This window comes from Dethiosulfovibrio peptidovorans DSM 11002, from assembly GCF_000172975.1.
Taxonomy (GTDB): domain Bacteria; phylum Synergistota; class Synergistia; order Synergistales; family Dethiosulfovibrionaceae; genus Dethiosulfovibrio; species Dethiosulfovibrio peptidovorans.
Window position 1 is genome coordinate 1721404 of record NZ_ABTR02000001.1, and the last position, 25870, is coordinate 1747273.

Below are 25870 nucleotides of genomic sequence, written 5' to 3' on the forward strand. Positions count from 1 at the left end.
ACTGGCTGACACATGGTATCTGCCCGATTGACGAGGTGAGTTATATGGCATCAGAACCGCTCTTGAAAATGGAGGGAGTCGGCAAGGCCTACTTTAGCAACAGGGTTTTGAAGAACGTCAATTTTACCCTGGAAAAAGGCCAGATCCTCGGGCTTGTCGGCGAGAATGGAGCAGGCAAATCCACGCTGATGAACATCCTTTTTGGTATGACAGTGATACGTGAGACCGGAGGATACGAGGGGGATATATTCATAGACGGAGAGAGGATCGATTTTAACTCTCCTTTCGATGCCCTCAGGGCTGGAATAGGAATGGTCCATCAGGAGTTCTCCCTTATACCCGGTTTTTCCGTCTCCGAAAACGTGGTCTTGAACCGTGAGACCACCAAGTATAATCCTTTGGTGGAGGCCTTCGGCGATAGACTTAGGACTTTGGACAGGGCGACGATGGTGGAAAGAGGCCGGAAGGCCATCGATAAGCTGAACGTCTCCCTGGATCCCAATACCATGGTGTCGGAGCTCCCCGTTGGCTATAAACAGTTCACCGAGATAGCCCGGGAGATAGACAAGGAAAATACCAGACTGTTGGTCCTGGACGAGCCCACCGCCGTGTTGACCGAGTCCGAGGCGGATATTTTGTTGGCCTCCATGAAGAGACTGGCCTCTTTGGGTATCTCTATAATATTCATCTCTCACAGGCTTCAGGAGGTCCTCGACGTTTGCGACAAGATCGTCATCCTGAGGGACGGCGAGGTCGTCTACGATACGGCTCCCGATCAGACCGACGTCATGTCCATAGCCTCCCACATGGTCGGCAGAGACGTAGCTACCGCATTCGCACGAGATGAGGAAGAGCGTAAATTCGGCGATACCCTCCTCTCTGTGGAGCACCTTTGGGTGGATATGCCTGGAGAGACGGTTCGAGACGTTTCCATGGAGATCAAAGAGGGAGAGATCTTCGGAATAGGCGGTCTCGCCGGACAGGGCAAACTAGGCATAGCCAACGGAATCATGGGTATGTTCCCCGCTGGCGGGAAAGTCGTCTTTCAGGGGAAGCCTATCGTGCTGAACGATCCCACCAGTGCTCTGGAGGCGGGGATGTCCGCTGTCTACGAGGATCGCCGTGGCGTGGGGCTGCTGCTGGAGGAGCCGATCTCCTGGAATATAATCTTCACCGCTCTTCAGATGCAGGGTAGATTCCTCAAACCGCTCCTTGGAGGTATCACCAAGATCAGGGACGAGGAAGCCATAGCTGAATGTGCCAGAGAATACGTAAAATCCCTGGAGATAAGATGCGTGAACGAGAGGCAGAGGGTTCAGGAGCTCTCCGGCGGTAATCAGCAGAAGGTCTGTCTAGCCAAGGCCTTCGAGACCAGGCCCAAGCTGCTTTTCGTGGCGGAGCCTACCAGAGGTATAGATGTAGGGGCCAAAAAGGTGGTTCTCGATACCCTGAAGCTCTACAACAAAAAATACGGGACCACCGTCGTCATGGTTTCCTCCGAATTGGAGGAGCTTCGGTCGATCTGCGACAGGATCGCCATCGTCGATTCTGGGCGTATCGTCGGTACCCTCCCGGCTATCACGCCGTCCACCGAGTTCGGAGTCCTGATGCTGGGTGTGGCTAAAGAAGAAGAGAAGGTGGGTTCGTAGTGAATAAGGTCAACGATTTTATCGAGCGCGCCGGGTGGCCCAGGATAATAATAGGTCTTTTTCTGCTCTTTCTTTTCGTCCTGGCTCCCTTTGTGGGGGTTCGCTTGGATGCCTCGATCAGCGATACTTTGGTCCGTTTCGGGATGAACGGAGTCATGGTCCTGGCTATGGTTCCTATGATACAGGCCGGTTGCGGCCTGAACTTCGGCCTTCCCCTAGGCATCATAGCCGGTCTTCTGGGAGCCGTAACCAGCATAGAGATGGGCGTGTCGGGACTTTTCGGTGCATTGATAGCCATGGCCGTGGCCATTCCCGTGGCTACCGTTCTCGGCGGTGCCTACGGACTGTTGCTTAACAAGGTCAAGGGCAGTGAGATGATGATAGCCACCTACGTGGGCTTCTCCTCGGTCGCATTCATGTGCATAATGTGGTTGGTGCTTCCCTACAGGAGCTCCAACATGGTGTGGGGCTACGCCGGAAAGGGGTTGCGCACTACCATATCGGTAGAGGGCTTTTGGCATCAGGCCATAAGCGACATAGCTTCCTTCCGGATAGGTGATTTTTTCTACATTCCCACCGGCATGTTCCTTTTTTTCGCCCTTCTTTGCTTCTTCATGTGGGTGTTTATGAGGACCAGGACCGGTACGGCTATGACGACCGTGGGGTCCAACCCGGAATATGCCAGGGCCTCCGGGGTCAATATAGACAGGATGAGAGTAGTATCCGTAATTTTGTCCACGGTGCTCGGAGCGATCGGAATCATAGTGTACGAGCAAAGTTTCGGCTTTATTCAGCTCTACATGGGACCGTTCTACATGGCCTTCCCTGCGGTCTCGGCCATTCTCATAGGGGGAGCCTCGGTACATAAGGCTACCATAATGAACGTTATAGTAGGAACCATATTGTTCCAGGGGATACTTACGATGACTCCGTCGGTTATAAACAGCATGATACAGACCGATATGTCCGAGGTTATCCGTATAATAGTCTCCAACGGTATGATCCTATACGCTCTGACCCGAGTAGTGAAGGTGAAGTCATGAATAAGAAAATAGATAATATGAAGCATATCCTCGTTCAAAACGCGGTTCCGATAGTGTTCTTGGTGGTCAGCGCTTTCGCTATACCGATCTCCCAGTTTTCCGGATCCTACCTTATTCAGGAGATGTTGATCCGTCTTTCCCGTAACTCTTTCCTGGTCCTTTCTCTCCTCATTCCCATAATGGCCGGTATGGGGCTGAACTTCGGTATGGTCTTAGGAGCCATGGCAGGCCAGATAGGGCTGATTTTCATCAACGACTGGAACGTGGTGGGTGTCCCGGGAATGCTTTTGGCTGCCATAATTTCTACACCTTTAGCCATATTCCTGGGGTGGCTTTGCGGAGTTGTCCTGAACAAGGCCAAAGGGAGAGAGATGGTCACCTCCTTCATTTTGGGGTTTTTCATGAACGGTGTCTATCAGCTGATAGTTCTCTACGGTTTTGGTAGCGTCGTTCCCATAACCAATCCAAAGATGGTCCTCTCCAGAGGATACGGGATCAGAAACGTCACCAACCTGGAGGGGATAAGAAAGTGTCTGGATAGCCTGCTTCCTTTCTCTATCCAAGGGATAGATATCCCTTTGGCGACCTTTATCGTAATAGCGTTGTTCTGCACCTTCGTGGTCTGGTTCCGTAGAACGAAGCTGGGGCAGGATATGAGAGCGGTGGGGCAGGACATGGACGTAGCCAGAGCCGCCGGAATACCTGTAGAGAGGACCAGGCTCATATCCATAGTCATCTCAACGGTCTTGGCCTGTTACGGTCAGATAATATTTCTCCAGAACATAGGGACCATGAACACCTACAACAGCCACGAACAGGCCGGAATGTTCGCCATAGCCGCTCTATTGGTCGGAGGAGCCAGCGTGAGCAAGGCGTCGATCTTCAACGTGTTTTTGGGGGTCGTTCTGTTCCATCTGATGTTCGTCGTATCTCCTATGGCCGGGAAATACCTGATCGGACAGGCCCAATTGGGTGAGTACTTCCGGGTCTTCGTCTCCTACGGCATAATCTCCCTTGCTTTGGTTCTCCATGCCTGGCGGCGCCAGAAGGAAAAGGACAGATCCCGTAGAGGCCTCCGTGGAACCGTAGCGGAATAGATGGAGGTGAAGAGATGAAGCCTAGACAGATACTGGTCAACATACTGCTTTTGGCTGTTTTTGCAGGACTCGGTATATATTGTTATAACGTTGGAAAGGCCTACGATATACTGATAGACAATGCGGCTTTTTCCCACGAAGGTACTACCTATGAGGCATACGAGGCCATCTTGGTAACGGTGGACGGAGAAGGCGAACCTCTCTACCTGGTGGAAGGAGACAGAGGTGCTGCGACAATCGCCGGGAAAAAACACGTTATCCTCGTCGAAGAACTGGATATAGATGATAACGTAGTGAAATCCCACAAGGTATCCTTTAGCAATAAGGAAATGAAGGGCAATGTAGTGAACGTAGTCCCTTTGGTTAACGGTAAACTTCCGGGATGGAGCTACCCGCTTAAATAATTTTTAGGGGCCTTCGGGCCCCTTTTTTGTACAGTGTTTTTATCTTCAGTTCTTTCGTAGTAGAATAACCGAAGAAATAAGGAAAAAAGGAGGTCGCTTCCTTGAAATCTAGGTTATCGATAGCGGGTATAGTTCTTTTGACGGCGGTTCTTCTCTTCTCTGCCACGGCACGTGCCGATACAAGATCCTTCGTTGGCGAGATAGAGGGAAACGCCCCTGAGGTTCGGCTTTTTCGTTGGCTCGTAGACAGGGTATCTCCAGAGGCCGCTTTGATGGTCTTAGACGGTCCTGTTGAGAAAGACGGCAAGGTACGTCATCTCTACTTCGAGGCGGTCGGGCCGTCTCTGGATGGTTTTAAAGTGGCATCGGTCAAGGTGGAGACGGTGTTCAACGACTTCGGCCCCTTAGAGTTCTGGGGTGAAGGAGGTCCAGCCGATATCGATGAAATCGTTATGGGGTATTTCGATGCGGTCATCACCGACTCGGATGTCAACGATTTTCTCAATGGGCTCGTCGTGGAGGATGATTCTGGAAGATGGGAAGGGCTCTCCGTCGAGTTTTCTTCATCGGGTATATCGGCTAAAGGCTATTACAGGATGGAGGATCCGGTCTCTATGAGGATTAAGGTCGACCTTCAGGGAGAGCTGGCCTTAAAGGAAGGCCGAGAGATCTGGATAGACCGCTATGTGTTCAAGATAAACAACGATGATCAGTCATCGGTGGTGGAAAAAGCCCTGAGAGATGTCCAGCCTATAGTGGATATGGAGGACTTCGTCTTTCCGGTCCATCTGAAGACCCTGGATTTGAGGAAGGGACGGATGCGTCTAGCCACCAGAGTGATCCCTGCCTCATTTGATGGGATTTCTCTTTCCTACAAAGCGAGGTAGCTCGAGCGTGAAGATCATCGGTTTTTGTAACCTCAAGGGTGGTGTCGGTAAGACGACTTTGTGTCAGAACCTGGCTGCTGCGCTGTCCTCCATGGGCTATAGAGTTGTGGCTATAGATCTGGACCCTCAAAGTAATCTCTCTGCGGGGTGGGGGATTGAGGTTCAGGAGGGAGCCCCTTACGTATATGATTATCTTATAGGTGAGGCCTCTATCTCGGATTTAGTGGTTCGAAGAGAGGGGGTCGACATAGTCCCCAGTAGCCTGGACCTTGCCGTTGCCGAGTTGCAGCTGGAACGGGAGCCAGGCCGGGATTCTCTTTTGAGGTCCGCTTTGGACAACGACGAGGTGCGTGAATACGACTACATATTCTGCGATAGCCCTCCGCAGCTAGGGCTATTTACCAGAAACGTTTTGGCTGCCGCGGACGAGATCATGGTTCCCCTGGAGAGCGAGTTCTATAGTCTGGCGGGAGTCCGTCTGCTTGATTCCACGGTGAAGTTATTTCAAAAGAGGCTCAATCGGGCTCTCTTCGTCGGTGGTGTGGTTCTGACCAGGCACAATCCTAAGGTGATAATGAACAGAGAGGTTCAGAGAGAGGTCTTTTCTTACTTTGGGGATTCGCTCTACCGTAGATATATAAGGCAGAATATCAGCGTGGTCGAGGCGAGTGGAGCGGGGATGTCGGTACTTAGTTATGATGCCAGCTGTAACGGTGCCAGGGATTACCGTCTCTTAGCGAAGGAGTTCATGGAAAGGCAGAGGGAAAATGGGCAGAAAACGACCTAGTCTACGTAATTACCTCACAGAAGGCGATGACGCCAGAGATCTCGATATCCTCGACGTCCCCCCTCCCGTCGAGTTGCCATCGGAGGACATGACGGAAACTCTGCTTGAATTATGTCCTTCCAAGCGGTTGTCCTCAAGTGAGTGGGCGGTGGTGGTGAGATGTGCTCTTTTAAAATTTGAGGAAAGAGAGCCTACCGTGGATCTGTTGACCGGATTGTTCCGATCCGACGATAGGGAGTCGGTCCTCTCCTCGGTCGAGGCTCTGATCGATCGGAATGTACTGTCCCTGGAGGAAGGGGTGTTATCCGTGGCGGATACCTCCTTATGGCTAGCTTGCGATGGTGGAGAGTCTAAAGGGACATCTGAAGAGGGCGGTCGGGTCAATATAGATCCTATGGACATCCTGAACGAGGGGGATCGGTCTCTTTGGGCTCCGATGTTGAGGGCAGTCCTGCCTCTGCCTTTGGTACTCTCAGAGGTAAAAAAACGATTCGATGAGGCCGATCCGGTTTTGACACAGTTTTTCGTTCTGAGGAAGGTTGAGGAGAGATTGGTCCCCGTTACCAGAGCGAGTCAGATAAGACCCCCCATTAAAGCTATGTTGATCTGGTCGGAGGGAGAGGGAGCCGATTTTTACCTTGACTTTTGATGCTTGACAAAAGGGCAAAAATCCCGTAACTTGTGCAGGATGCATCAGGCTGCTGGACAATGCCGTCACGCAATCCATCTATATAAGGAGAGCTCGGTATGTCAAAGAACACGAACAGAAAAACCGCCCCTAAGGGCAAGATGGTACGCCGTTTCGGCGTCAACGTTTTCGGTAACACCAAGTACGACAGACTTTTGGCCAAGAAGAGCGGTGCGAACAAAAAGAATAGACGTCCTGCAAAGCAGTCGATCTACGGTCAGCAGTTGCTTGAGAAGCAGAAGATCCGTTTCGCATACGGCGTCAGCGAGAAACAGCTCCGTGCGGCCTACGCCAAGGCCAAGAATCAGGGAGGTGTCGCTGGTCACAATATGTTGATCCTTCTTGAGTCCCGTCTCGATAACGTGGTCTACCGTTTGGGGCTTTGCTCTACCAGGCCCCAAGCTAGACAGCTTGTTCGTCACGGTCACTTCACCCTCAACGATAGGAAGGTAGACATTCCTAGTGCTCTGGTCAAGCCTGGCGACGTGATCGCCGTGGCCGAGAAGAGCAGGGAGATGAAGGTGCTTAGGGAGAATTCCGAGGTAGCATCTGCCGTTTCCAAGCCGGGCTGGCTGTCTCTAAACGGGATGTCCGGTAAGGTGGAGCGTCTGCCCGAGCGTCAGGAGATACCTACCATCGCCGACGAGCAGATCGTCGTCGAGTACTACTCCAGGTAGTCTTTTCGTACGGTAAAAGCCCGTCCAGAAGGACGGGCTTTTTTCGTACGCTTTTATGGATGGTGGATTTGTAGCAGAGTAGAGATTTTTATTCAGGAGGGTTTTGCCGATGTCTTTTTCGTTTCCTGTATATCGGTCTCCAGATTTTGACGAAGACCGTTTTTTAGCCGCGCCGGATGCGACTTTTGCCGAAGTAGCAGCCTCTGGGGTGGCTCCGGAGGGCTTTCACGTTACGTCTATCTATCCGGAATATTTCAAGATTCGTGGACGATGGATGTTGACCTGTCCTTCTAGAATGGATGCCGTACCGGTCCTTAGAGATAACGGAGCTCTCGATATCGTGGAGTTTAGGGTTTTTTCTGGTCCTTCTTTACAATGCAGTTTGGGAGGAGGAGAGTAAATGACTGAGAGAGAGCTTTTAGAGGCCCTCAGGGCTGTGAAGTCCGGCGATATGACACCGGAGAGTTTCGTGGAACAGGTAAAGCTGGAGCCCTTTCAGGACTTGGGCGAGGTTAAGCTGGACCATCATAGGGCTCTTAGAAGAGGGGTTCCGGAGATAATATACTGTCCTGGAAAGAGCGATGAACAGCTGAGGGCCATAGCGACGGCTTTGGATGGTAGAAAGGGAACTTTCATCTTTTCCAGGATAAACGCCTTTCAAGTCGATCTTATAAGATCGATTTTCCCTGACCTGGTCCATCACGAGAAGGCCAGGATTGCAGCGAGAGTCGATGAAGAGAATGAGATTGGCCTTTATTCGGGGGTCACAGTGGTGGCTGCCGGTAGCAGCGATGTTCCGGTAGCGGAGGAGGCTGCGGTTACAGCCGAATACCTTGGCTGCGATGTGCGTCGTGTTTTCGATGTGGGAGTCGCAGGGATACATCGTCTGTTGTCCTACGCGGATGTCCTGATGTCGTCCAAGGTTATAGTCGCGGTTGCCGGGATGGAGGGGGCTCTTCCCGGAGTGGTCGCCGGGTTGGTGGGATGTCCGGTAATAGCGGTTCCTACAAGCATCGGATATGGGGCCAACTTCGGAGGACTTTCCGCTCTTCTCACCATGATAAACACCTGTGCTACAGGTGTTTCTGTCGTGAATATAGACAACGGTCTGGGGGCGGGGTACACCGCAGGCATTATAGCCAGGCAGTCCAGATGAGACGGGGAGACGAGTCTTTGCTTAGGGATTTTTTCCCCTGTGAGGTTGCCGACAGGATCTTAAAGTTGTCCTCCGTTTTAGTCTCCTTTTCCGGAGGGGTCGATAGCTCGGCCATACTGGCTTTGCTGGCCGGCATCATGCCCGATGGAACGTTTCACTCCGTCCTTTTCGATTCCTTTTTACATCCCGAGAAGGAGAGAGAGAGAGCCGTCTCCCTGTGTCGAGACCTGGGGGTCGACCTTAGGGTACTCCCGGGGCCCGAGCTGTCGGACGATCGTGTTATGGGAAATCTCGAGGGACGTTGCGCTTTCTGCAAGGAACTTCGGATATGCGAGATCCTCCGATTGAAGGAGGAGATGGGGATAGACACGATAGTGGACGGTACGAATCACGATGACCTTCAGGATCCTACGAGGTTGGGAAACTCTGTCCTGAATAGATACCCTGTCTTCAGCCCTCTCGCCGAGGCTGGGCTTTCAAAGCGGAGAGTGAGGGATTTGGCGAAGGAGCTGGATATCCCATGGTGGAACGAAACCGCCACTGCCTGTATGGCTACTAGGTTTCCTCTCGGTACGTCCTTAAGGGCTGACGAAGCCAAGCGGGCATACGACGCGGAGGAGTGTCTAAAGGAGCTGGGACTCGAGGTCAGGGTGAGGGTGTGGAATGACTCCATATGTTTGGAGTTGTCTCCCTATAGAGACGAGACGGTGGTAACCTTCAGGGAACCGATAGTCAAAGGTCTCAAGAGTCTAGGATTTCGCAGGATAATGGTGGATCTCGAAGGCTACAGTACCGGTCGTACATGGCCTTAGGTGTATAATATCGACGAGGTGTACGTTGTTTTCGAAAGAGGAAAGGGGAGATCGCTGGTGCATAAGTTGGTTTTGCTTCGTCACGGCGAGAGTGTATGGAACAAGGAAAATCGCTTTACCGGTTGGACCGACGTGCCTCTGTCGGAGGATGGCGTTAAGGAAGCTCATCGGGCCGGAAGGCTTTTGGCCGGAGAGGGATATTCCTTCGATTCTGCCTATACATCAACGTTGAAAAGGGCCATAAAGACCCTGTGGATAGTCATGGAAGAGATGGATTTGATGTGGCTTCCCGTATACAAGTCATGGAGACTAAACGAGAGACACTACGGAGCGCTTCAGGGGTACAACAAGGCGGAGATGGCGGCGGAGAGAGGCGAGGCCCAGGTTAAGCTCTGGCGAAGGAGCTACGATGTTCCACCTCCTCCTCTTCAGGATGACGATCCCAGATACCCCGGTAAAGACCCGAGATACTCTGGTCTGTCCAAGGACGATATCCCTCGTTCCGAGTGTCTTAAGGATACGGTCGACCGCTTTCTCCCCTACTGGAACGAGGTGATCGCTCCGGCTATAAGATCGGGAGAGAAGGTCCTCATAGTCGCCCATGGCAACAGTCTTAGGGCTCTCGTAAAATATCTGGACCGTATTCCCGACGATGATATCCCGGGGGTGAACATTCCGACGGGGATACCTCTGGTTTATGAGTTGGACGAGGAGCTTAAACCTCAGAACCATTACTATCTGGGGGATGCTGGCTCTGTCCTCAAAGCTCAACAGGCCGTGGCGAATCAGGGGAAAGCGAAATAGAGATTATGAGGCTCCGTCTCGGAAAAAGCACTTCAATCCTTTTGGCCATCTGTTCCCTATGTCTTTTAGTGACTGTCGCCTACGGAGACCCTAGGTATCCTTCCGGTCTTATCCGGGAGGGGGGATTCGTCCAGATACACTGTTTCGACGAAAGGAAGGCTGCGACGGTACAGGAAGTCCTTAGGGATTACTTTGATGTTATCGACGACAGTATGTCGTCTAAAAGACAGAGGTTGTATTCCATCTACGTCTCTCGGGCATCTCTAAAAACTCCCCTAACTGGCAGGGAGAAAAACCCCTGTTTAGGCTGGGATGTTAAAATACCGGTTGTAACCAAAAATTCTCGAGAAGGGATGGGATCCCCTTGAAACAGCGGAGCCTCTTTGCGGAAGAAATAGCCTACGATAGCCTTGAAAAGGTGAACGATCCACTGGTACGAATAGAGAAAGCGGTGGACTGGTCCATCTTCGAGCAGCCGTTGAAGGACTTCCGCGAAGGGCTCAGACAGAAGGATTCTCTGGGAGGAAGAAAGCCCTTCCCTCCTCTTCTCATGTTCAAGATCCTGGTGCTTCAGGCACTGTACAACCTGTCGGACGACGCAATGGAGTTTCAGGTAAGGGACAGGCTTTCCTTCAGACGTTTTCTCGGCCTCTCCCTGGAAGCCAAAGTCCCTGATGCCAAGACTATATGGCTTTTTCGGGAGCAGCTGACCAAGGCGGAACTGATGAAGCCTCTGTTCGATCTTTTTGACGGTCACATCCGTAAAAGCGGCTTCGAGGCAAAAAAAGGGCAGATAGTGGATGCCTCCATAGTGAAGGTCCCGATCCAGAGGAACAAACGGGATGAAAACCGCAAGATCAAGGATGGAGAACCACCGGAAGACTGGCCCGACAACAAGAGATCTCAAAAAGACACCGATGCCAGGTGGACGAAGAAAAACGGCAAAAGCTCCTTCGGCTACAAGAACCACATAGAGATCGACTCTCAGAACAAGATCATCCGTAAATACAGCGTAACCGAGGCATCGGTCCACGACAGCAATGTATTCGAGGAACTCATCGATCCCAGTAACAGCAGCAAAGACGTCTATGCCGACTCAGCTTATAGAAGCCATGAGAAAATCTCTTGGCTTGAGGAACAAGGCTACAGACCGAAGATCCAACGAAAAGGATACAGAGGCAAACCCATCACGTGGTGGGAAAAACAGGGTAACAGAACAAGATCCAAAGTCCGAAGCCGAGTGGAGCACGTCTTTGGAGCCCAAACCATGAAGGCCGGCAACCTGATAGTTCGAACTATCGGGAAAGCCAGAGCTTCAACCGCTATAGGACTGAGAAACCTGGCCTATAACATCGTTCGATTCTCGTTCCTGATGATGAAGTCAGGGGCGATATCTGCCGTGCCCAAATGACGGTAAAAGCCGAGTTGTTCAGGTCACCGGAGCGACAATAGAGAATCATCTTAACGCTGATTTAGCCTAATTTGTCGCTGTTTCTGGTCTGTGGCTTTTTTGTCTGCTTAGACCGCTAAATATGGGGTTGCTAGAGGTGCCCTCTCGTTCTTCCGCGAAATACGGAGTGGATCCCTTTATCCTGGCTTCGGTCATGATCCAAAGGTCCGGGCTTTCCTGGGTTTTAGCGGAGGGAGGAATCTATGGGTTGATGGCTCTGGATTGGGAGAGACACAAGAGATGGATTACGGAGGACCATCCTAGGGTTCAATCCAGGAGGGTCCTCTGTAAACCTGTCATAAACGTAAGGATCGGAGCAGATCTAATGTCGCGCAATTTAAAGCGAAGTGGCATGAACTACGATGTGATGATAAGGAACGAATATGACGATGTTCCCGGAGCGTACGAGGCCATCTGGGAACACTACAGAAATATGGCCCGTCTTTTCAGGGAAAGGGTTGAGGCCGATGGGGTTTAATATCCTGCGGCATGTGAATTGCAGCCTACTCCGTAGGTATTATAAGTATCGGACATCTGGTCCTTTCAACGAGAGCTTCCGCTGTGTTGCCGAGTATCAGCTGCCATATGTCCGTCTTAAGAGGTAAGCCAAGGACCAGGAGAGATGTGCTTAGGTCGACTATCGCCTTGGGTAGCTCCTCTTCCGTCTGACCTCCTACCAGCTTGGTCTCGACTAGATCGTTCCACTTTTCGACCTCCTCTTTCGCGGCTTCCATAGCTTTGGAGGCTTGGTTGAAAAGGCCGTGTGCCATGGAGGCGTCTTCCATGGGAACTCCGTGTAATAAGGTTATCCTCGTGTCCTTCTGTCGTCTGTCCAGAACCTTTTTCACTCCGTCCAGGATGTTTTGTGTCCTCTTTGCCTCCAAATCGGTAGCCACTACGACGTTTTTCAGTATATCTCCCGGTATGGTCGGAGGGGTGTTCCATCGGAGTATCAATTGAGGCAAGCCCAGAGATTGAACGAGAGGGACTATAGCGGTGTCGGGGGAAACGGTTATCACCGCTACGGAGCAGTCCTCTCTCCGCACTATTGCGGAAAACACCTCGTCTTTCTCTCCTGCTTCCACGTAGAAGCGAAAAGGCACGCCGTTCGGGATGGATCTCTCGCACATTTCCTTCAGTATTTCTTGAGCTCCGGAAACGACAGACGGGGTCTCTACGCCTATCGACGTGCTCACGACGTGTACCGCCACTATTTCTTCCGATCTCTCTGTGAGATGTGTCGCCACCCATTTTAAATCCCTTTCGGATCTTTCCGATAGGTCGGAGGGGTACAGTATCTTTCTAAACATGAAGATCGCTCCTTCCGTCTTTAGGCTGGGGTATCTATTTCCATAATATCGAAATAATGAGTCTTGTCCATCTTGGATGTGACGAACGACGGGAGTGTTTTGCAGTGGACAGGGACAGACAGTGGATGGCAATCGAATTTCTGAGTAGGGTCTTTAAGTGGCTGCCCCATGGAATGGCGCTTCGTATAGGAGCTTACCTGGGTTGGCTGTTGTGGCTTTTAAGTAAAACGAGGGTGGACAGGGCTGAAGCCCGTTGTGTCAGGGCTATGGGGGTTGGGCCGACCGACGCTAGGCGCATAGTTCGGGAATCCTATATGAATCACGGTAGATGTGTCGCAGAGTTTGTGAGATTGCCTCTTATGGGGCACAGATTAGAAAAGTTGGTTACCGTAACCGGCATGGAGAATCTCGAGAGAGCTTTTTCAAGGGGCAAGGGCGTTATCCTCCTTTCAGCCCATATCGGGAACTGGGAGATTGCTGCTGCCTTCTTTGCTCGGAGAGGATTTCCCATGAACGCCATAGGAGCGGAGCAACGAGATCCAAGGGTGACCGATCTGATAGTGTCCACCAGGGCCCGGTGTGGAATAAAGGGAATCGGTAAGGGATTCAGCCTGAAATCGGCTCTGTCCTGTCTCAAAAAGGGGGAGGTCCTCTGCATATTGTTGGATCAGGACGCGAAGGACAAAGGGGTCGTCGTTCCTTTTCTGGGCGCTCCTGCCAGCACTCCCTACGGTCCGGTCAAGATAGCCTCTAAGCTTGGTGCCTCGGTGGTCCCCGTTTTCTCGATTCGAAGAGGCAAATCCTCTCTGTTTGACCTGAATATACTGCCTCCCATAGAGATGCCTGGATCGGACGCCTCGGAAGACTCTTTTCTGGAAGCTGTCACCAGATGTAACGACTGTCTCAGTCAGGGAATATTGAAAAATCCAGAGCAGTGGATGTGGTTGTATCCCCGTTGGGCGAGCACTTTAGGGGAGAAATAGGTTTGTTTCTCTCCATCGATCCGGGGCGGTCCAAGTTCGGTTGGGCTTTGGTCGAAGACAATGGACGATTTCTCTGTTCAGGTATAACAGGCCTCTCTATGTTAGAGAGTTTCCTGTCGAAACTGGTAAAAAAGCCCCCTCTTTCCCTTGACGAGATTACGTTAGAGGGTAAACTTGAAACAACCTCGAGATCTAAGATAGACGGAGTTTTCATAGGAAACGGAACCGGAAGAGAGCTATTTATCGAAAAGATAGAGCGTTCTTTCCCTTGGTATCGTTTGATAGACGAACGCAATTCGACCTTGGAGGCCAGGGAGATATATTGGACTTTTCACCCTCCTAAGGGGTGGAGGCGCCTTTTGCCTTTGTCGTTCCAGATTCCACCTAGAGCGGTCGACGATTTGGCAGCTTATTGTATCGCCATGAGAGGGATAAGAGAGATTTACGATAAGGAGATAAGATAATGTCCAACCAGAAACTTACTACCCTGGTAAATACATTTGGAACGTCGCTGATATCGGTGGCAGGAGAGGTCGGTGTGTCCGTAGAGCTTCAGAAATCCCAGATATCCAGAGGGGTAAAGGTCGAAAATGCCTGCTGTGCCTCTCTTATAGGAATAGTCGGAGATGGTATTCAGGGCACCATAGTTATAATGTTGGATGAAGGTGGATTTGTCTCCACCGTGACGGCCATGTCCGGAGGAATGATTCAGCCTAACCTGGAGGATTCCATAGCGATGAGCGTTGTAGGAGAGTTGTCGAACATGGTTAGCGGGAGGGCTTTGACTCAGGCATCCTTGCCTGGGGTGGACGTCACTCCACCGCAGCTCATCACTGGAGCGAGCATAAAGACCGTGCCGTCTCAATCGTCGGATATAATAAGCTTCACCCTTCCTTTCTCTGTAGTAGGAGGCGGATGGGCCTATCTGGTTCTTTCTTTCAACAGCATATAGTTCTGTTCGGCGTCGTAAGCCAGCGTAGCGCGAGTTAGGGCTGCTCATATCCAAGGATGGAGCAGCCTATTTTTCGCATATTTAAACTTTATCATCGATTTGGAGTGGTTTTTGGTGAAGAGTCGCGGATTTAGGGTCGTATGGGAAGAGTCCATACTCGTCTATGCTCTGGCAAAGTGGTTTTTACTGGCTGTCCTAGCTGGTGCTGTGGTCGGATCGGTAACTACGTTTTTCGTCAATTCTCTCGAATGGGCTATATCGTGGACCGCCAAATTACCTCCGACTTTTTTGTGGTATATGTTGCCTCTCGGTATAGTAGCCAGTACCCTTATAATCAAATGTTTTGCTCCCGACGCCAGAGGTCACGGCACGGAGAAGGTGATAGAGGCCATTCATGAACATTCAGGAAAGATTTCCGTGAAGGTAATTCCTATAAAACTCATAACTACGGTCATAACGGTGGCGGCCGGAGGATCGGCCGGTAAGGAAGGGCCAGCGGCTCAGATAGGTGCTGGCCTTACATCCTCCTTGGCGAGTCTATTGAGATTCAGCGATCTAGACAGAAAAAAACTCGTGATATGTGGTATCTCTGCCGGCTTCGCTGCGGTTTTCGGAACTCCCGTGGCAGGGGCCATCTTTGGTTTGGAGGTACTTTATATAGGCCAGGTGTTCTACGACGTGTTGTTCCCATCGTTTATCAGCGGGGTTGTCTCCCATCTCGTCGCGACCTCTTTGGGGATGTCTTATGGGTATTATCCCCTTTGCGATATTCCGGCCATGTCCGGGGGGATTTTTCTGTGGATGGTCGTAGCTGGAGCTTTTTTCGGTTTTGTCTCTTTTCTTCATATTGAAATAATGTCCTTTTTCGAGAGGGTCTTTTCTAAGGTGAGAGGTGGTCTCGTCGTAAAGGCTATCCTCGGAGCCGTGTTGATGCTCTTCTTAGCTCAGACCGTAGGAGGGGAGTATTTCGGACTCGGTACCGACGTGATAGACAAGGCCTTGCACGGGGAAAAGCTGCCGGGACTGGCTTTCCTCTGGAAGTCCCTCTTTACCGCTATAACCTTGAGTTGCGGAGGCAGCGGAGGGGTCGTGACTCCTATCTTTTTTATAGGGGCCACCGCAGGTGTAACCTTTGCCTCGTTTTTTGGACTTAACGGAGCTCTTTTCGGGCCTATCGGTTTCGTAGCGGTGCTTGCGGGTTGCGCCAATGCCCCTATATCCGCGAGCATAATGGCGGTGGAGCTTTTCGGATCCTCCGTCGCTTCTTTCGCTGCCATAGCCTGTATAACGTCTTTTCTGTTGGTCGGGCATAGAAGCGTGTATCCAAGTCAGATTTTAGCCAGATCCAAGTCTCCCTTGATATTGATAAGCGCCAAGCCGAGCAGGGTCGATTTGGCCAGGAGCCTTCCCAAGCCCGAGGACTCTCTCTTCTCCCCACTTATAAAAAAAGTCGCTATGTCCATGCAGAGAACTTTTGGTATAAAGCCCCCTTGTCGCTTTAGGAAGCCTTCCCGAAAGGACTGTCCTAAAAAGGAAAAATAAAGATGGGCCGGAGTTTTCCTAAGCTCCGGCCCATCTTCGAGATTTAAAGGGACAGCTCTCCCTCCGTTTTCGCTACTACCGTTGTTACACAGGCATCTCCTGTTACGTTTAGAGACGTACGAGCCATGTCTAGGACTGCGTCTATTCCCGCTACCAGGGCGACTCCCTCCATTGGAAGCCCTGCCTGGGTGACCACGAGGGTCAACATTATAAGCCCCGCTCCGGGCACTCCCGCCGTTCCGACCGATGCCAAAGTGGCTGTCACTATTATCCCTACCTGAGCTCCCAAGGAGAGGTCTATACCGAAGGCCTGAGCTATGAACAGGGCACATACGCCCTGATAGAGAGCTGTCCCGTCCATGTTGATGGTCGCTCCCAGAGGAAGCACAAAGGAGGATATTTTCTCCGAAACCCCCATGTTTTCCTGAGTGCAGGTCATGGTGACCGGAAGTGTGGCAGAGCTGGACCTTGTAACAAAGGCCGTTATACTGGCCTCCTTGATTCCGTTGAAAAACCACATCGGCGATTTTTTCGTAACCATGCTTACCAAGCCGGAATATACGATAATCGCGTGGGCGATACATCCCAGATAGACCGCCCCTATTACCTTGGCGAAAGGAGCCAACACGGAAATGCCGTATTTGGATACGGTCACGGCGATCAGAGCGAATACCCCGTATGGTGCCAAGGACATGACCACCTCTGTGACCTTGTACATGGTCTCAGCGATGGAGTCCATAACGGATAGGATCGGCTTTCCTTTTTCTCCGGCCAGAACCGCCGCTATGCCGAAGAAGAGAGAGAAAACTATTATCTGCAGCATATGTCCCTGAGCCAGAGCCTGGACGGGGTTGCTCGGGAACATCCCGATGACTACCTGGGCCAGTGTCGGGGCGGTTTTACCGCTGGCGGCAGTCACGTTTTCGATGTTCATTCCCGCCCCGGGTTGAAAGAAGTGTCCCATGGATAGACCGATTACGATGGCGACTGCAGTCGTTCCCAGGTAGATTAGAATGGTCTTTATCCCTATTCTGCCCAGGGTTTTCGGATCTCCCACCGAGGAGACTCCTACCACCAAACTGGAGAATACCAGAGGGACTATCAGCATTTTCAACAAGGTGATGAAAATCTTGCCGATAGGTTCGACGACGGCCACCTTGGGGCCTATCATCACCCCTGCCACGATACCTAATACAAAGCCTATGGTTATCTTCCATATCAACGGTATTTTCTTCCTGGTTTGACTCATAAGACAATCCTCCTTGAAAAGATATTTTGATATGGCGGAATCTTTCGCCACTCGATAACAGTATACCCCATGAGTTTCTCTGCGGGCTATTGTATAGGCTGTATCTTTAGTATAATGAATCTCAGGTTTAAGTGGCTATTGTAGCTGGCACGGGGAGGTCTACGATGAAGAAAAAAAGGTTGGCTTTATTTTTAGCGATGTGTTTTTGTTTTTCAATGTCCTCGTCCTCCATGGCCAAGACCGGAGCTATAGTGTTGGCTCTTTCCGGTGGCGGAACCAAGGGATTGGCACATGTCGGGGTTTTGAAAGCCCTCAAGGCAGAGGGTATCCCGATAGCCGGGATAGTCGGAACCAGTATGGGGGCGATTATAGGGGGACTTTCGGCGGCTGGATATTCCCCTCAGGAGCTGGAGGATGTTCTGGAAAAGGTCGACATAGGAGGAATCATCCTGGGAAACGGAGAGAACAGAAACTCCGAACCAAAGAACAGAGAGATTTCTCCTCTTATGCCTAAATTGGAATTGAACGCGCATGGACAGGTGATAGGTCCCAAGGGACCTCTGTCAGGAGCAACTGCGTTAAATCTCTTTCAAAAATTGACATCCAGGGTTTCAGTAGTTCAATTTAACGAGTTGCCTATTCCTTTCGCAGCGGTCGCTACCGACTTGGAGACCGGTGAAAAGGTAGTCCTTAGACACGGATCCCTGGCCTCGGCGATGAGGGCCTCCATGTCGATCCCTGGACTGTTCGAGCCCTGGCCGATAGAGGGCAGGTTGCTCGTAGACGGTGGATTGGTCTCCAATATGCCTGTTACAACCGCCAAGGAGATGTTTCCAGATTATCCCATAGTTGCGGTAAACGTCTGTAGCGACCTCAGGAAGTCGGACGAGATGAAGACGATGGTAGACGTAATAGATCAGACCATAACCATATTGACCAGTCAGAATGTAGACAGAGAGGAGTCGAAGGCGGACGTGATAATAAAGCCCAAGGTTGGCAACATGGCCACCTTGGGCAACGTGGAGATAAGGGACATGGTTAGGCTTGGAGTTGTTGCCGCAGAGGATAAAATGGCTGCAATAAAGTCTCTTGCAGTTCGGGCTCCATCGGCACCGGAACATAGGCCGACCATATTAAGGCTGGTTAGACGTATTTCCGTCGAGGGAGTACCGGAGGATTTTGCCGATAACATAAAAGGAAAGTTCTCCGACTGGATCGGTCGCCCTGTTCATCCGGAGGATATCGTCTCCGCCGCCGAGTGGATTCGTTCCAGAGAGGACGTAAAAACCGTTGATTATCAGCTCGTCGAAAAAATAGACGGAGTGGACGTACTGCTTAAAATTCAGCGACAGCCAGCATATCGTATTGCCCTCGACGGCCATGCGACCAATCTTTCGGGAGGAAGCTGGATAGGAATAAGAAGCAGGATGATGGATCTCGCTTACGATGGAGACTATCTCAACGTGGACGCTATTTTAGGGGATGACTGGGCGGCTAAAGCGGATTATCACTTTGCCGTGGATAAGGGCTCCTATGAAATGGGCTTAAGGGCCGGTAGAGTTTCGATGAAGCCGCGTGGAAAATGGGACATGCTTAGCCTCTCCATCGGTAGGACCTTCGGTACGGATGGATCCAGTCTCACCATAGGTGCTCTGGGTAGCAAAATGGAGGGATCGGGTCAGACCGTGGAAGCCTGGGGACCTATAGTAAAGTGGTACTCATCGGGCATAAAGGGGCAGGATGCTCCCGAGGACGAGTCCTATCTTTCGTTCGGTGCGTGGTATCCAAGCGAAGGAGAGGAAATGCTATTTCGTATCGAGGGAGGAGTGGATAAACCTCTTTCCTCCCGCTGGAGAGGATATCTCAAAGCCGGTCTGATGGAGGGAAACAGCGACGGACGTTATATCGGCCAAGGTGCTTATCTCGGCGCTCGTGAAGAGCTTTATAGCTTGGCTGACCGACCTATACTAGGTGAAAGGTTCGCCTGGTGGCGTCTGGGATTTCGACGACGGCTTGGCGAGAGCGGAGACTCCCTATGGGAAGGAGAGCTCTTTGGAGGTCAAGGATATGTCTGGGACAACGGAGGAGATCTGTTTGACGAACCGTGGGAGGTCGGTGTGGCTTTAACAGTTCCTTCCAGGCTTTTGAAAGCTCGGTTTTTAGCCATCTACGACGACGATAACGACTGGACTTTCGGATTCTCCATAGGGGATCCTATGTGGACCCTTCGTTACCCCTTCCCCTGATGGAAAGGCCCGAATATGCTAGAATTAGTCGATCCTTTTTAAACGGGACACTTTTTGCAGCGGTTGGAGGCATGAGATATGGCTAGAAATATAACGTCACGGCAGCAGGATTATTCTCAGTGGTATCTGGACGTGATCAAGGTCGCCGAGTTGGCCGATTACGCTCCTGTACGAGGGTGTATGGTCATAAGGCCCACCGGATATTCCGTCTGGGAGGAGATACAGCAGGTTTTCGACAGGGCTTTCAAGGAAACCGGTCACGTTAACGCATACTTTCCGGTTCTCATTCCCAGCTCCTTTCTGGAGAAAGAGGCGGAGCACGTCGAGGGATTTTCCCCCGAATGTGCAGTGGTGACCCACGCCGGAGGTGAGGAATTGGAGGAACCTCTGGTTGTTCGTCCTACCTCCGAGACCGTTATAGGCCATATGTACAGTAAATGGATTCAGTCCTGGAGGGATCTTCCTCTTCTGATAAACCAGTGGGCCAACGTTATGAGATGGGAGAAGCGCCCCAGGTTGTTTCTAAGGACCTCCGAGTTTCTATGGCAAGAGGGGCACACGGCCCATGCCTCCAAGGAAGAGGCGATCGAGGAGACCGAGAGGATGTTGGAAGTCTATCGTCGCATCATGACGGATTATCTGGCTCTTCCTGTCGTTCCCGGAGTGAAGTCCGAGGGTGAGCGTTTCCCTGGAGCGGAGGAGACCTACACCACCGAGACTATGATGAGCGACATGAAGGCCCTTCAGGCCGGAACCAGCCATTTTCTCGGGCAGAACTTCTCGAAGGCTTTCAATATACAGTTTCAGAACAAGAAAGAGGCCATGGAGTACGCTTGGACGACCAGCTGGGGCGTCTCTACCAGGCTTATCGGTGCGGTGATAATGACCCATTCCGACGACGACGGCTTGATACTTCCTCCCCGCATCGCTCCTACCAAGGTGGCGTTGCTACCCATAAGCAAGGACGAAACCATGGCTACCGGTCCGCTCCTTTCGAAGGCCAGAGAACTGGCGGGGAAGATCGAATCTGTAATAGGGGACAGGACGATCGTGGTAGATGATCAGTTTCACATGAGGCCGGGTGACAGGTTTTTCTATCATCTCCAAAAAGGAGTTCCTCTGAGACTGGAGCTGGGCGAGAAGGAATTCGAGAAAGGAACGGTCAGAGCCGTCAGAAGAGACACCGGAGAGAAGATAGACCTGCCTTGGGACGGAATAGAGACCAAGGTTCACGAGCTTTTGGAGACCATACAGGAGGACCTCCTGAATAAGGCTAGATCCTTCAGGGAGATGAACACCCACGAGGTCTCCGATTTCGATGATTTCAAGAAAACTCTGGATAAAAAGGGCGGGTTTATAAAAACCTACTTTGCTGGGACCAAGGATGACGAGAAGGCAATAAAGGAAGCCACCGGGGCAACCGTCCGTTGCTTCCCTCTGGAAGATAAAGACGCCAGGGGAAAGTGTTTCTTTACCGGAAAGGGCGACGCCCGAATGGCCATATTCGCCAAGTCCTACTGAAAAAGGGCCGCCTTGAGGGCGGCCCTTCGCTTAAATGGGGAGGGATTCTCCGTGGTGGAAAAACTGTTGTCTTTCAAGGAGGTAGCTGGCAAGGCTGGTTTAGGTGAATCCAGGGCTAGAACCTTGCGGGAACGGTACTTAAAAGCCGTCCCCTTCGTAGGGGAGGGACGGAGTCGTCGTTATACCGAGGTTGCCGCATCCGTGCTGTCCAGGGCGGACGAGCTTGAAAAACAGGGGAAGAGGGGAAGAACGGTCCTCAATGAACTTCTGGGAAGCGGATCGGAATATGGTCTCGAAGATCTAAAAGAGGTTATAGAAAATCTTGAGGGAGAGGTTGCTTTTTTAAAGGGAGAACTCTCTTCGATGAGGCGAGAGTCGTCCTCTTTGAGGAGAAGGGTTTTCCATCTGGAGAGTAGAGTTGTTTCTCTGGAGACATCCGGCTGGAATTTGCGTGATTTTTTAAGATCAATTCTGTCTTTCTTGGACGAGATGTTAGATTTCTGAGGAAATGAACAGACGAGGCACCTCTCTTAAGAGAGGTGCCTCGTCTGTTCATTTCTATGTCGTGGGATATTCTGTTAATCTTCGTCGTATACGTAGACCTTGGGAGGTTTGAAACCGTTGAAGCTCTCCAGAGAGCAGGAATTGACGTAAGCTCCGGTGGAGAAGAAGTAGAGCTTGTCCCCTTCTTCCAGATTTTTCGGCAGCATGTATTTATCCCTCTCGTAGAGGACGTCCAAGCTGTCGCAGGTTGGTCCGGCAATGATATATTCCTCCACCGGGCCCTGTTTTTCCGAGTATATGGGGTATTTGATCGATTCATCTATGGTCTCGTAGAGCCCTCCGAATTTGCCGGCGTCTATGTAAAGCCAGCTGTAAGGGTTATAGCTTTCCTTCTTCGACTTCAGCACCACCTGGGTGGTAAGGATTCCGCAATCACCGACCAGAGAACGGCCCGGTTCTATGATTATCTCCGGTATGCCCTCGGGAAAGTCCTCGGAGAGAAAACGGGTTACCTCTTTTGCGTATATTTCCAGAGGGACCGTCGGCTGTATATACTTGGCGGGGAAGCCGCCCCCCAGGTTGATGAGCTTCAACTGGATTCCCAGCTCCTTTGCCGAGTCGAATAGATATCGGCAACTGGCTATGGCGTTTCCCCACTGCCCGATGTCTCGTTGCTGGGATCCTACGTGGAACGACAGCCCCCAAGGTATGACGTCAAGCTCTTTTGATAGTCGGATCAGTTTGAATATAGTATCGGGATGGGCGCCGAACTTTCGAGATAGCGACCAGTCCGCTCCGCTGCACTCCATGAAAAGCCTGAAGAAGACCTGCGAGCCGGGAGCGTTCTTGGCTATCCGTCTAAGGTCGTCCTCCGAATCCGTGGCGAAAAGACGAACTCCCTTTTCGTAGGCGTAGGCTATATGCTCTGATTTCTTGATCGTGTGTCCGTAACTGAGTCTCTCCGGCGATGTGTCGAGAGCCAGCATGGTATCGAGTTCGTTTATGGAGGCGAAGTCGAAGTTGCATCCCTTGCGGATCAACATTCTCAGTATAGCCTCGTGGGGATTGGCCTTAACCGCATAGTGTATCTTGGCGTAGGGCATGGTCCTGGTGAGATCGTCGAAGTTCCGTTCCACGCTCTTAAGGTCCAGCAGGAGACAGGGAGTCTCCTTGTCCTTTAAAAAGTTCTTTATTTTCTCGAATCTTTCTCTTGCGACGAATCTCTCCATGTCGAAACTGTAACTGGCTGGTACGCCTAACATCGGATCACCCTCTTTTTTGCGAATTCGCGGCTGTTCACCGTGGCCGGGGTATTGTACCTTATTTCTACTCGATACGATAGCACTCTCCAAACTACATTATAATGTGAATAAGATGTTCTAGAACATACGATATATCACTGGGAGTGATCATACCTTGGATAACGAGATAAACGACGTTACGTTAGGAAGAGACGAATTCATGATGGGAGATTCCCTATATCCTTGGCAGAGAAGGGCTATAGATCGCATAGGAGGCGAGAGTGCCGTCCTCTCTGCCCCTACAGGATCCGGTAAGACGTGGGTCGCCTATATATGGGCAGGCCTCTACGACCTGGAGGGCGGGAAGCTTGACATTCCGTCGGGAGAGCGGGTGATTTTTACCGCTCCCATAAAGGCGTTGAGTAACGAGAGATACATGGACCTGATTTCCATGGGGTTCGATGTCGGCATAGAGACCGGTGATTTCAAGAAAAATTCCCAGGCCTCGGTTATATGCTGCACTCAGGAGATCTACGCTCTTAAATACGCTGGACGGTCGGGGATCAAGCTCGTAATAGACGAATTCCACTATATCTTCGGCGAAAACGACAGAAGTAGGGCCTATATAGACGGAATAAGGAAAACTTCTTCCGATGTGCCTATGTTGGTGATGTCGGCTACTTTCGGAGGGGCCTCTAAGGTCCAGGCCTATCTCGAGAGAATCACAGGCCGTCCCTTCGTCTTGTTCGAGTCGTCCGAAAGGGTAACGGATCTGGTTTTTTGTGACGAACCGGTGACTCCCAGGGAGATCAGGGATGCATTGGTCTTCGTGTTCTCGCAGAAAGGAGCTCAGCAGGTCGCCGATATGATCGCCGACGAGAGGCTTCGATTCGACGACAGCAGGAAACGCAGGCTGGAGGATCTTGCCTGGATTTTGGAGGTCTCCGGTATCAGACGGTGTATGTTCAAGGGAGTAGGGGTCTACCATGGAAGTTTACTCCCGAAGGAAAAACTTCTGGTCGAGAGAGCCTACAGGGAAAGGATCATCGATGTGGTCGTCGGTACAGATGCTCTCGCCCTTGGAGTCAACCTACCGGCCGAGCGGGCCGTGTTCGCCCAGCTGGTGAAGTTTCACGATCGTTGCCCTATCTCCAAGAACGCTTTCCTTCAGATGTCGGGAAGAGCGGGCAGAAAAGGGCTGTTCGAAAAGGGCTACGTGACGTGGATCGATAAATCTCCGGCGGAGGCTTTCGGAGTTAGAACCGAGGATGTATTCCGCTCTCTCGTCTCTTCTCCCTCCGAGGAGGCCCGGGTCGAGCTTCGTCCCGATTTCGGAGCTATCCTGAAAGGCCGAAGTTCGGTGGAGAACGAGGCGGATATAGTGGCGTCCGGATCTTTGCCCGAACTCAGCTATAGTAGGGTGTTGGCCGATATAAGACAGGCCATGGAGATAATAGATGGAAGCCTCGATAAAATCGTTCCGGACGAGAAAACCAGGTTCAGAACCATTCTGGCAGATGTATGGTACGGTGAGATGGAGGTAGAGCAGAATTTGGACATGGCGGAACTCTTCTTCTGGGGAATAGGTAAAGATGATTACGTTCATCCCGATGGATTGACCGCGGCGGAGCTGCTTCTCAAACATGAAAGGAACGAGCTGCAATCGTTGCTTAAGGTGAAGAGGTTCAACAACTCTCTGCCGGAAGATTACAAGCTCTCCCGAATGGACGAGGTCGACGAGGCAGTAATGGAGATAGACCCTACGGTCTTCGGATTCGAGGAAAAGATTTATGAGATGGATACGACCAAGGTGGAACTTCCGGCCCTTAAGCACAGGGTTACCGATAAATCGAAAGAGGGGGAAAAACGCAGCGGGAGACGACGTAGGAAGGACTTCGCAAAAAGAGGGCGAAGACGGTGAGCTCGGTTTGCAGAAAGGCGTTGATCGAGATAGGCACCAACTCGGTCAAATTCCTGATCGCCGAGAAAGATGGGCATCTCGGCAAACCGATCTACATAGAGGATAGCAACGAGATAACCAGAATAGGAGAGGGGCTGGCTGGATCAGGTCGATTGGGGAAGGCCCCGATGGACAGGACCCTAGATTGTGTTCGACGATTTATCGCCAAGGCAGATACCCTTGGGGTTCGAGATGTTTCGGCAGTGGCGACTATGGCCCTTAGGAGAGCGTCGAACTCCAATATATTCGTGGATCGTCTGAAGGCGAAAACAGGGTTGTCCTTGAGGGTCTTATCAGGTAAGGAAGAAGCCATGTACTCCTTTTACGGCGTAGCTCCCTTTCTGCCAGGAGGGTGTTGCGGATGGTATTTCGATACAGGAGGAGGAAGCACTGAGTTCGTCCACTTCAAGGATAGAAGGGTGGTCCGTGCCTTTAGCCTGGAGGTCGGGGCTGTCTCCGTTACGGAAAAATTCATGCTTTCCCGAGGTCGCTATGGAGGTGGCATCGAGGCGGCCCTCCGATGGATCGAGAGATCTCTAGTGGATGGGGGGCTTCATTGCGATAAAGAGGGGGGCCTTTTAGTCGGATCCGGAGGGAACGTGATTACCATGGCTGCAGTTAGTCTAGCTCCGAAGAGTTTATCATCCTCGAAAAAAATCAGGCTCTCTTTATTCGAGTTAGATAAACAGATAGATCTCTACGGTTCCGTCTCAGAAAGGGAACGACGACTCATCCCGGGGATGGATCCCGACAGAGCTCCGATAATACTGGCCGGAACATGTATAGCGCGGTCCATCTTCGGTGTTCTGGAGGTCAAGGAAATGTTGGTCTCTTCCTTCGGGTTACGCCACGGCTTTTTGAACACGCTTTTCGACTAGGGATTTTTCGTGTAAGATAATTATTGTAAC

25 protein-coding genes are annotated in these 25870 nt (G+C 51.4%); 22 read left to right on the forward strand and 3 right to left on the reverse strand.

Going from position 1 to position 25870, the window contains the following annotated elements:
- Window positions 1–44: 44 nt before the first annotated feature.
- The 13 genes from DPEP_RS08200 to DPEP_RS08270 all read left to right on the forward strand — a co-directional run bounded on the left by DPEP_RS08200 (window position 45) and on the right by DPEP_RS08270 (window position 11932).
- Entirely contained in the window at window positions 45–1649 is a 1605-nt protein-coding gene (locus tag DPEP_RS08200) for a sugar ABC transporter ATP-binding protein (protein WP_005661191.1), read from the forward strand.
- Window positions 1649–2692: an ABC transporter permease subunit gene (locus tag DPEP_RS08205; RefSeq protein WP_005661192.1), complete on the forward strand. Its 1044-nt coding sequence runs from the start codon at window positions 1649–1651 to the stop codon at window positions 2690–2692. The genes DPEP_RS08200 and DPEP_RS08205 overlap by 1 nt, the downstream gene beginning before the upstream one ends.
- The gene (locus DPEP_RS08210) at window positions 2689–3789 is read left to right on the forward strand and encodes an ABC transporter permease (RefSeq protein WP_005661194.1); all 1101 of its coding nucleotides are present in this window, start codon (window positions 2689–2691) and stop codon (window positions 3787–3789) included. Before DPEP_RS08205 ends, DPEP_RS08210 begins: the two co-directional genes overlap by 4 nt.
- 14 nt (window positions 3790–3803) lie before the next feature.
- Window positions 3804–4193 carry a DUF6672 family protein gene (locus DPEP_RS08215; protein ID WP_005661196.1) on the forward strand — a complete coding sequence of 130 codons (390 nt, stop codon included), beginning with the start codon at window positions 3804–3806 and terminating at the stop codon, window positions 4191–4193.
- 101 nt (window positions 4194–4294) lie between these two features.
- The gene (locus tag DPEP_RS08220; protein WP_005661198.1) at window positions 4295–5080 is read left to right on the forward strand and encodes a hypothetical protein; all 786 of its coding nucleotides are present in this window, start codon (window positions 4295–4297) and stop codon (window positions 5078–5080) included.
- 7 nt (window positions 5081–5087) lie between these two features.
- The gene (locus DPEP_RS08225; protein ID WP_005661201.1) at window positions 5088–5867 is read left to right on the forward strand and encodes a ParA family protein; all 780 of its coding nucleotides are present in this window, start codon (window positions 5088–5090) and stop codon (window positions 5865–5867) included.
- Between the two features lie 88 nt (window positions 5868–5955).
- A complete protein-coding gene (locus tag DPEP_RS08230) occupies window positions 5956–6516 on the forward strand; it encodes a hypothetical protein (RefSeq protein ID WP_156775101.1) in 561 nt (186 codons plus the stop codon).
- A 98-nt stretch (window positions 6517–6614) separates the two neighbouring features.
- The gene (gene rpsD, locus DPEP_RS08235) at window positions 6615–7232 is read left to right on the forward strand and encodes a 30S ribosomal protein S4 (RefSeq protein WP_005661205.1); all 618 of its coding nucleotides are present in this window, start codon (window positions 6615–6617) and stop codon (window positions 7230–7232) included.
- Between the two features lie 400 nt (window positions 7233–7632).
- Window positions 7633–8388, forward strand: coding sequence for a nickel pincer cofactor biosynthesis protein LarB (larB, locus tag DPEP_RS08245; protein WP_005661208.1), 756 nt, complete (start codon window positions 7633–7635; stop codon window positions 8386–8388).
- The gene (larE, locus tag DPEP_RS08250) at window positions 8385–9200 is read left to right on the forward strand and encodes an ATP-dependent sacrificial sulfur transferase LarE (protein ID WP_005661210.1); all 816 of its coding nucleotides are present in this window, start codon (window positions 8385–8387) and stop codon (window positions 9198–9200) included. The genes larB and larE overlap by 4 nt, the downstream gene beginning before the upstream one ends.
- A 57-nt stretch (window positions 9201–9257) precedes the next feature.
- Entirely contained in the window at window positions 9258–10004 is a 747-nt protein-coding gene (gene gpmA, locus DPEP_RS08255; RefSeq protein WP_005661212.1) for a 2,3-diphosphoglycerate-dependent phosphoglycerate mutase, read from the forward strand.
- Window positions 10005–10368: 364 nt separating this feature from the next.
- Window positions 10369–11415: an IS5 family transposase gene (locus DPEP_RS08265; protein ID WP_005658687.1), complete on the forward strand. Its 1047-nt coding sequence runs from the start codon at window positions 10369–10371 to the stop codon at window positions 11413–11415.
- Between the two features lie 121 nt (window positions 11416–11536).
- The gene (locus DPEP_RS08270) at window positions 11537–11932 is read left to right on the forward strand and encodes a lysozyme family protein (protein ID WP_005661214.1); all 396 of its coding nucleotides are present in this window, start codon (window positions 11537–11539) and stop codon (window positions 11930–11932) included.
- A gap of 25 nt (window positions 11933–11957) precedes the next feature.
- Here the strand turns inward: DPEP_RS08270 and DPEP_RS08275 are convergent, their stop codons facing one another.
- Window positions 11958–12764 (reverse strand): universal stress protein, encoded by an 807-nt coding sequence (locus tag DPEP_RS08275; protein WP_005661216.1) that lies wholly within the window; start codon window positions 12762–12764, stop codon window positions 11958–11960.
- Window positions 12765–12868: 104 nt separating this feature from the next.
- Here DPEP_RS08275 and DPEP_RS08280 point away from each other — a divergent pair, with 104 nt between their 5' ends.
- The 4 genes from DPEP_RS08280 to DPEP_RS08295 all read left to right on the forward strand — a co-directional run bounded on the left by DPEP_RS08280 (window position 12869) and on the right by DPEP_RS08295 (window position 16241).
- Complete coding sequence (locus DPEP_RS08280) at window positions 12869–13747, forward strand: lysophospholipid acyltransferase family protein (RefSeq protein ID WP_005661218.1); 879 nt, start codon at window positions 12869–12871, stop codon at window positions 13745–13747.
- A gap of 2 nt (window positions 13748–13749) precedes the next feature.
- Window positions 13750–14211 (forward strand): RuvC family protein, encoded by a 462-nt coding sequence (locus tag DPEP_RS08285; RefSeq protein ID WP_005661220.1) that lies wholly within the window; start codon window positions 13750–13752, stop codon window positions 14209–14211.
- Window positions 14211–14699, forward strand: coding sequence for a chemotaxis protein CheX (locus DPEP_RS08290; RefSeq protein ID WP_005661222.1), 489 nt, complete (start codon window positions 14211–14213; stop codon window positions 14697–14699). The genes DPEP_RS08285 and DPEP_RS08290 overlap by 1 nt, the downstream gene beginning before the upstream one ends.
- Window positions 14700–14813: 114 nt before the next feature.
- Window positions 14814–16241 carry a chloride channel protein gene (locus DPEP_RS08295; RefSeq protein WP_050771315.1) on the forward strand — a complete coding sequence of 476 codons (1428 nt, stop codon included), beginning with the start codon at window positions 14814–14816 and terminating at the stop codon, window positions 16239–16241.
- Window positions 16242–16284: 43 nt separating this feature from the next.
- On the opposite strand, the gene DPEP_RS08300 is transcribed toward DPEP_RS08295, so the two are convergent.
- Window positions 16285–17490 carry a dicarboxylate/amino acid:cation symporter gene (locus DPEP_RS08300; protein WP_005661226.1) on the reverse strand — a complete coding sequence of 402 codons (1206 nt, stop codon included), beginning with the start codon at window positions 17488–17490 and terminating at the stop codon, window positions 16285–16287.
- A gap of 164 nt (window positions 17491–17654) precedes the next feature.
- Here DPEP_RS08300 and DPEP_RS12850 point away from each other — a divergent pair, with 164 nt between their 5' ends.
- The 3 genes from DPEP_RS12850 to DPEP_RS08315 all read left to right on the forward strand — a co-directional run bounded on the left by DPEP_RS12850 (window position 17655) and on the right by DPEP_RS08315 (window position 21761).
- Complete coding sequence (locus tag DPEP_RS12850) at window positions 17655–19736, forward strand: patatin-like phospholipase family protein (protein WP_005661228.1); 2082 nt, start codon at window positions 17655–17657, stop codon at window positions 19734–19736.
- A 78-nt stretch (window positions 19737–19814) separates the two neighbouring features.
- Window positions 19815–21257 (forward strand): proline--tRNA ligase, encoded by a 1443-nt coding sequence (proS, locus tag DPEP_RS08310; RefSeq protein ID WP_005661230.1) that lies wholly within the window; start codon window positions 19815–19817, stop codon window positions 21255–21257.
- A gap of 54 nt (window positions 21258–21311) precedes the next feature.
- The gene (locus tag DPEP_RS08315; protein ID WP_156775103.1) at window positions 21312–21761 is read left to right on the forward strand and encodes a hypothetical protein; all 450 of its coding nucleotides are present in this window, start codon (window positions 21312–21314) and stop codon (window positions 21759–21761) included.
- Window positions 21762–21835: 74 nt separating this feature from the next.
- On the opposite strand, the gene DPEP_RS08320 is transcribed toward DPEP_RS08315, so the two are convergent.
- The gene (locus tag DPEP_RS08320; protein WP_005661233.1) at window positions 21836–23023 is read right to left on the reverse strand and encodes a type III PLP-dependent enzyme; all 1188 of its coding nucleotides are present in this window, start codon (window positions 23021–23023) and stop codon (window positions 21836–21838) included.
- A gap of 202 nt (window positions 23024–23225) precedes the next feature.
- Here DPEP_RS08320 and DPEP_RS08325 point away from each other — a divergent pair, with 202 nt between their 5' ends.
- Together DPEP_RS08325 and DPEP_RS08330 are read left to right on the forward strand one after the other, a co-directional pair.
- The gene (locus DPEP_RS08325) at window positions 23226–24923 is read left to right on the forward strand and encodes a DEAD/DEAH box helicase (RefSeq protein ID WP_083797627.1); all 1698 of its coding nucleotides are present in this window, start codon (window positions 23226–23228) and stop codon (window positions 24921–24923) included.
- On the forward strand, window positions 24920–25840 hold the full coding sequence (locus DPEP_RS08330; RefSeq protein ID WP_005661238.1) for a Ppx/GppA phosphatase family protein: 921 nt from the start codon (window positions 24920–24922) through the stop codon (window positions 25838–25840). Before DPEP_RS08325 ends, DPEP_RS08330 begins: the two co-directional genes overlap by 4 nt.
- The last annotated feature ends 30 nt before the right edge of the window (window positions 25841–25870 follow it).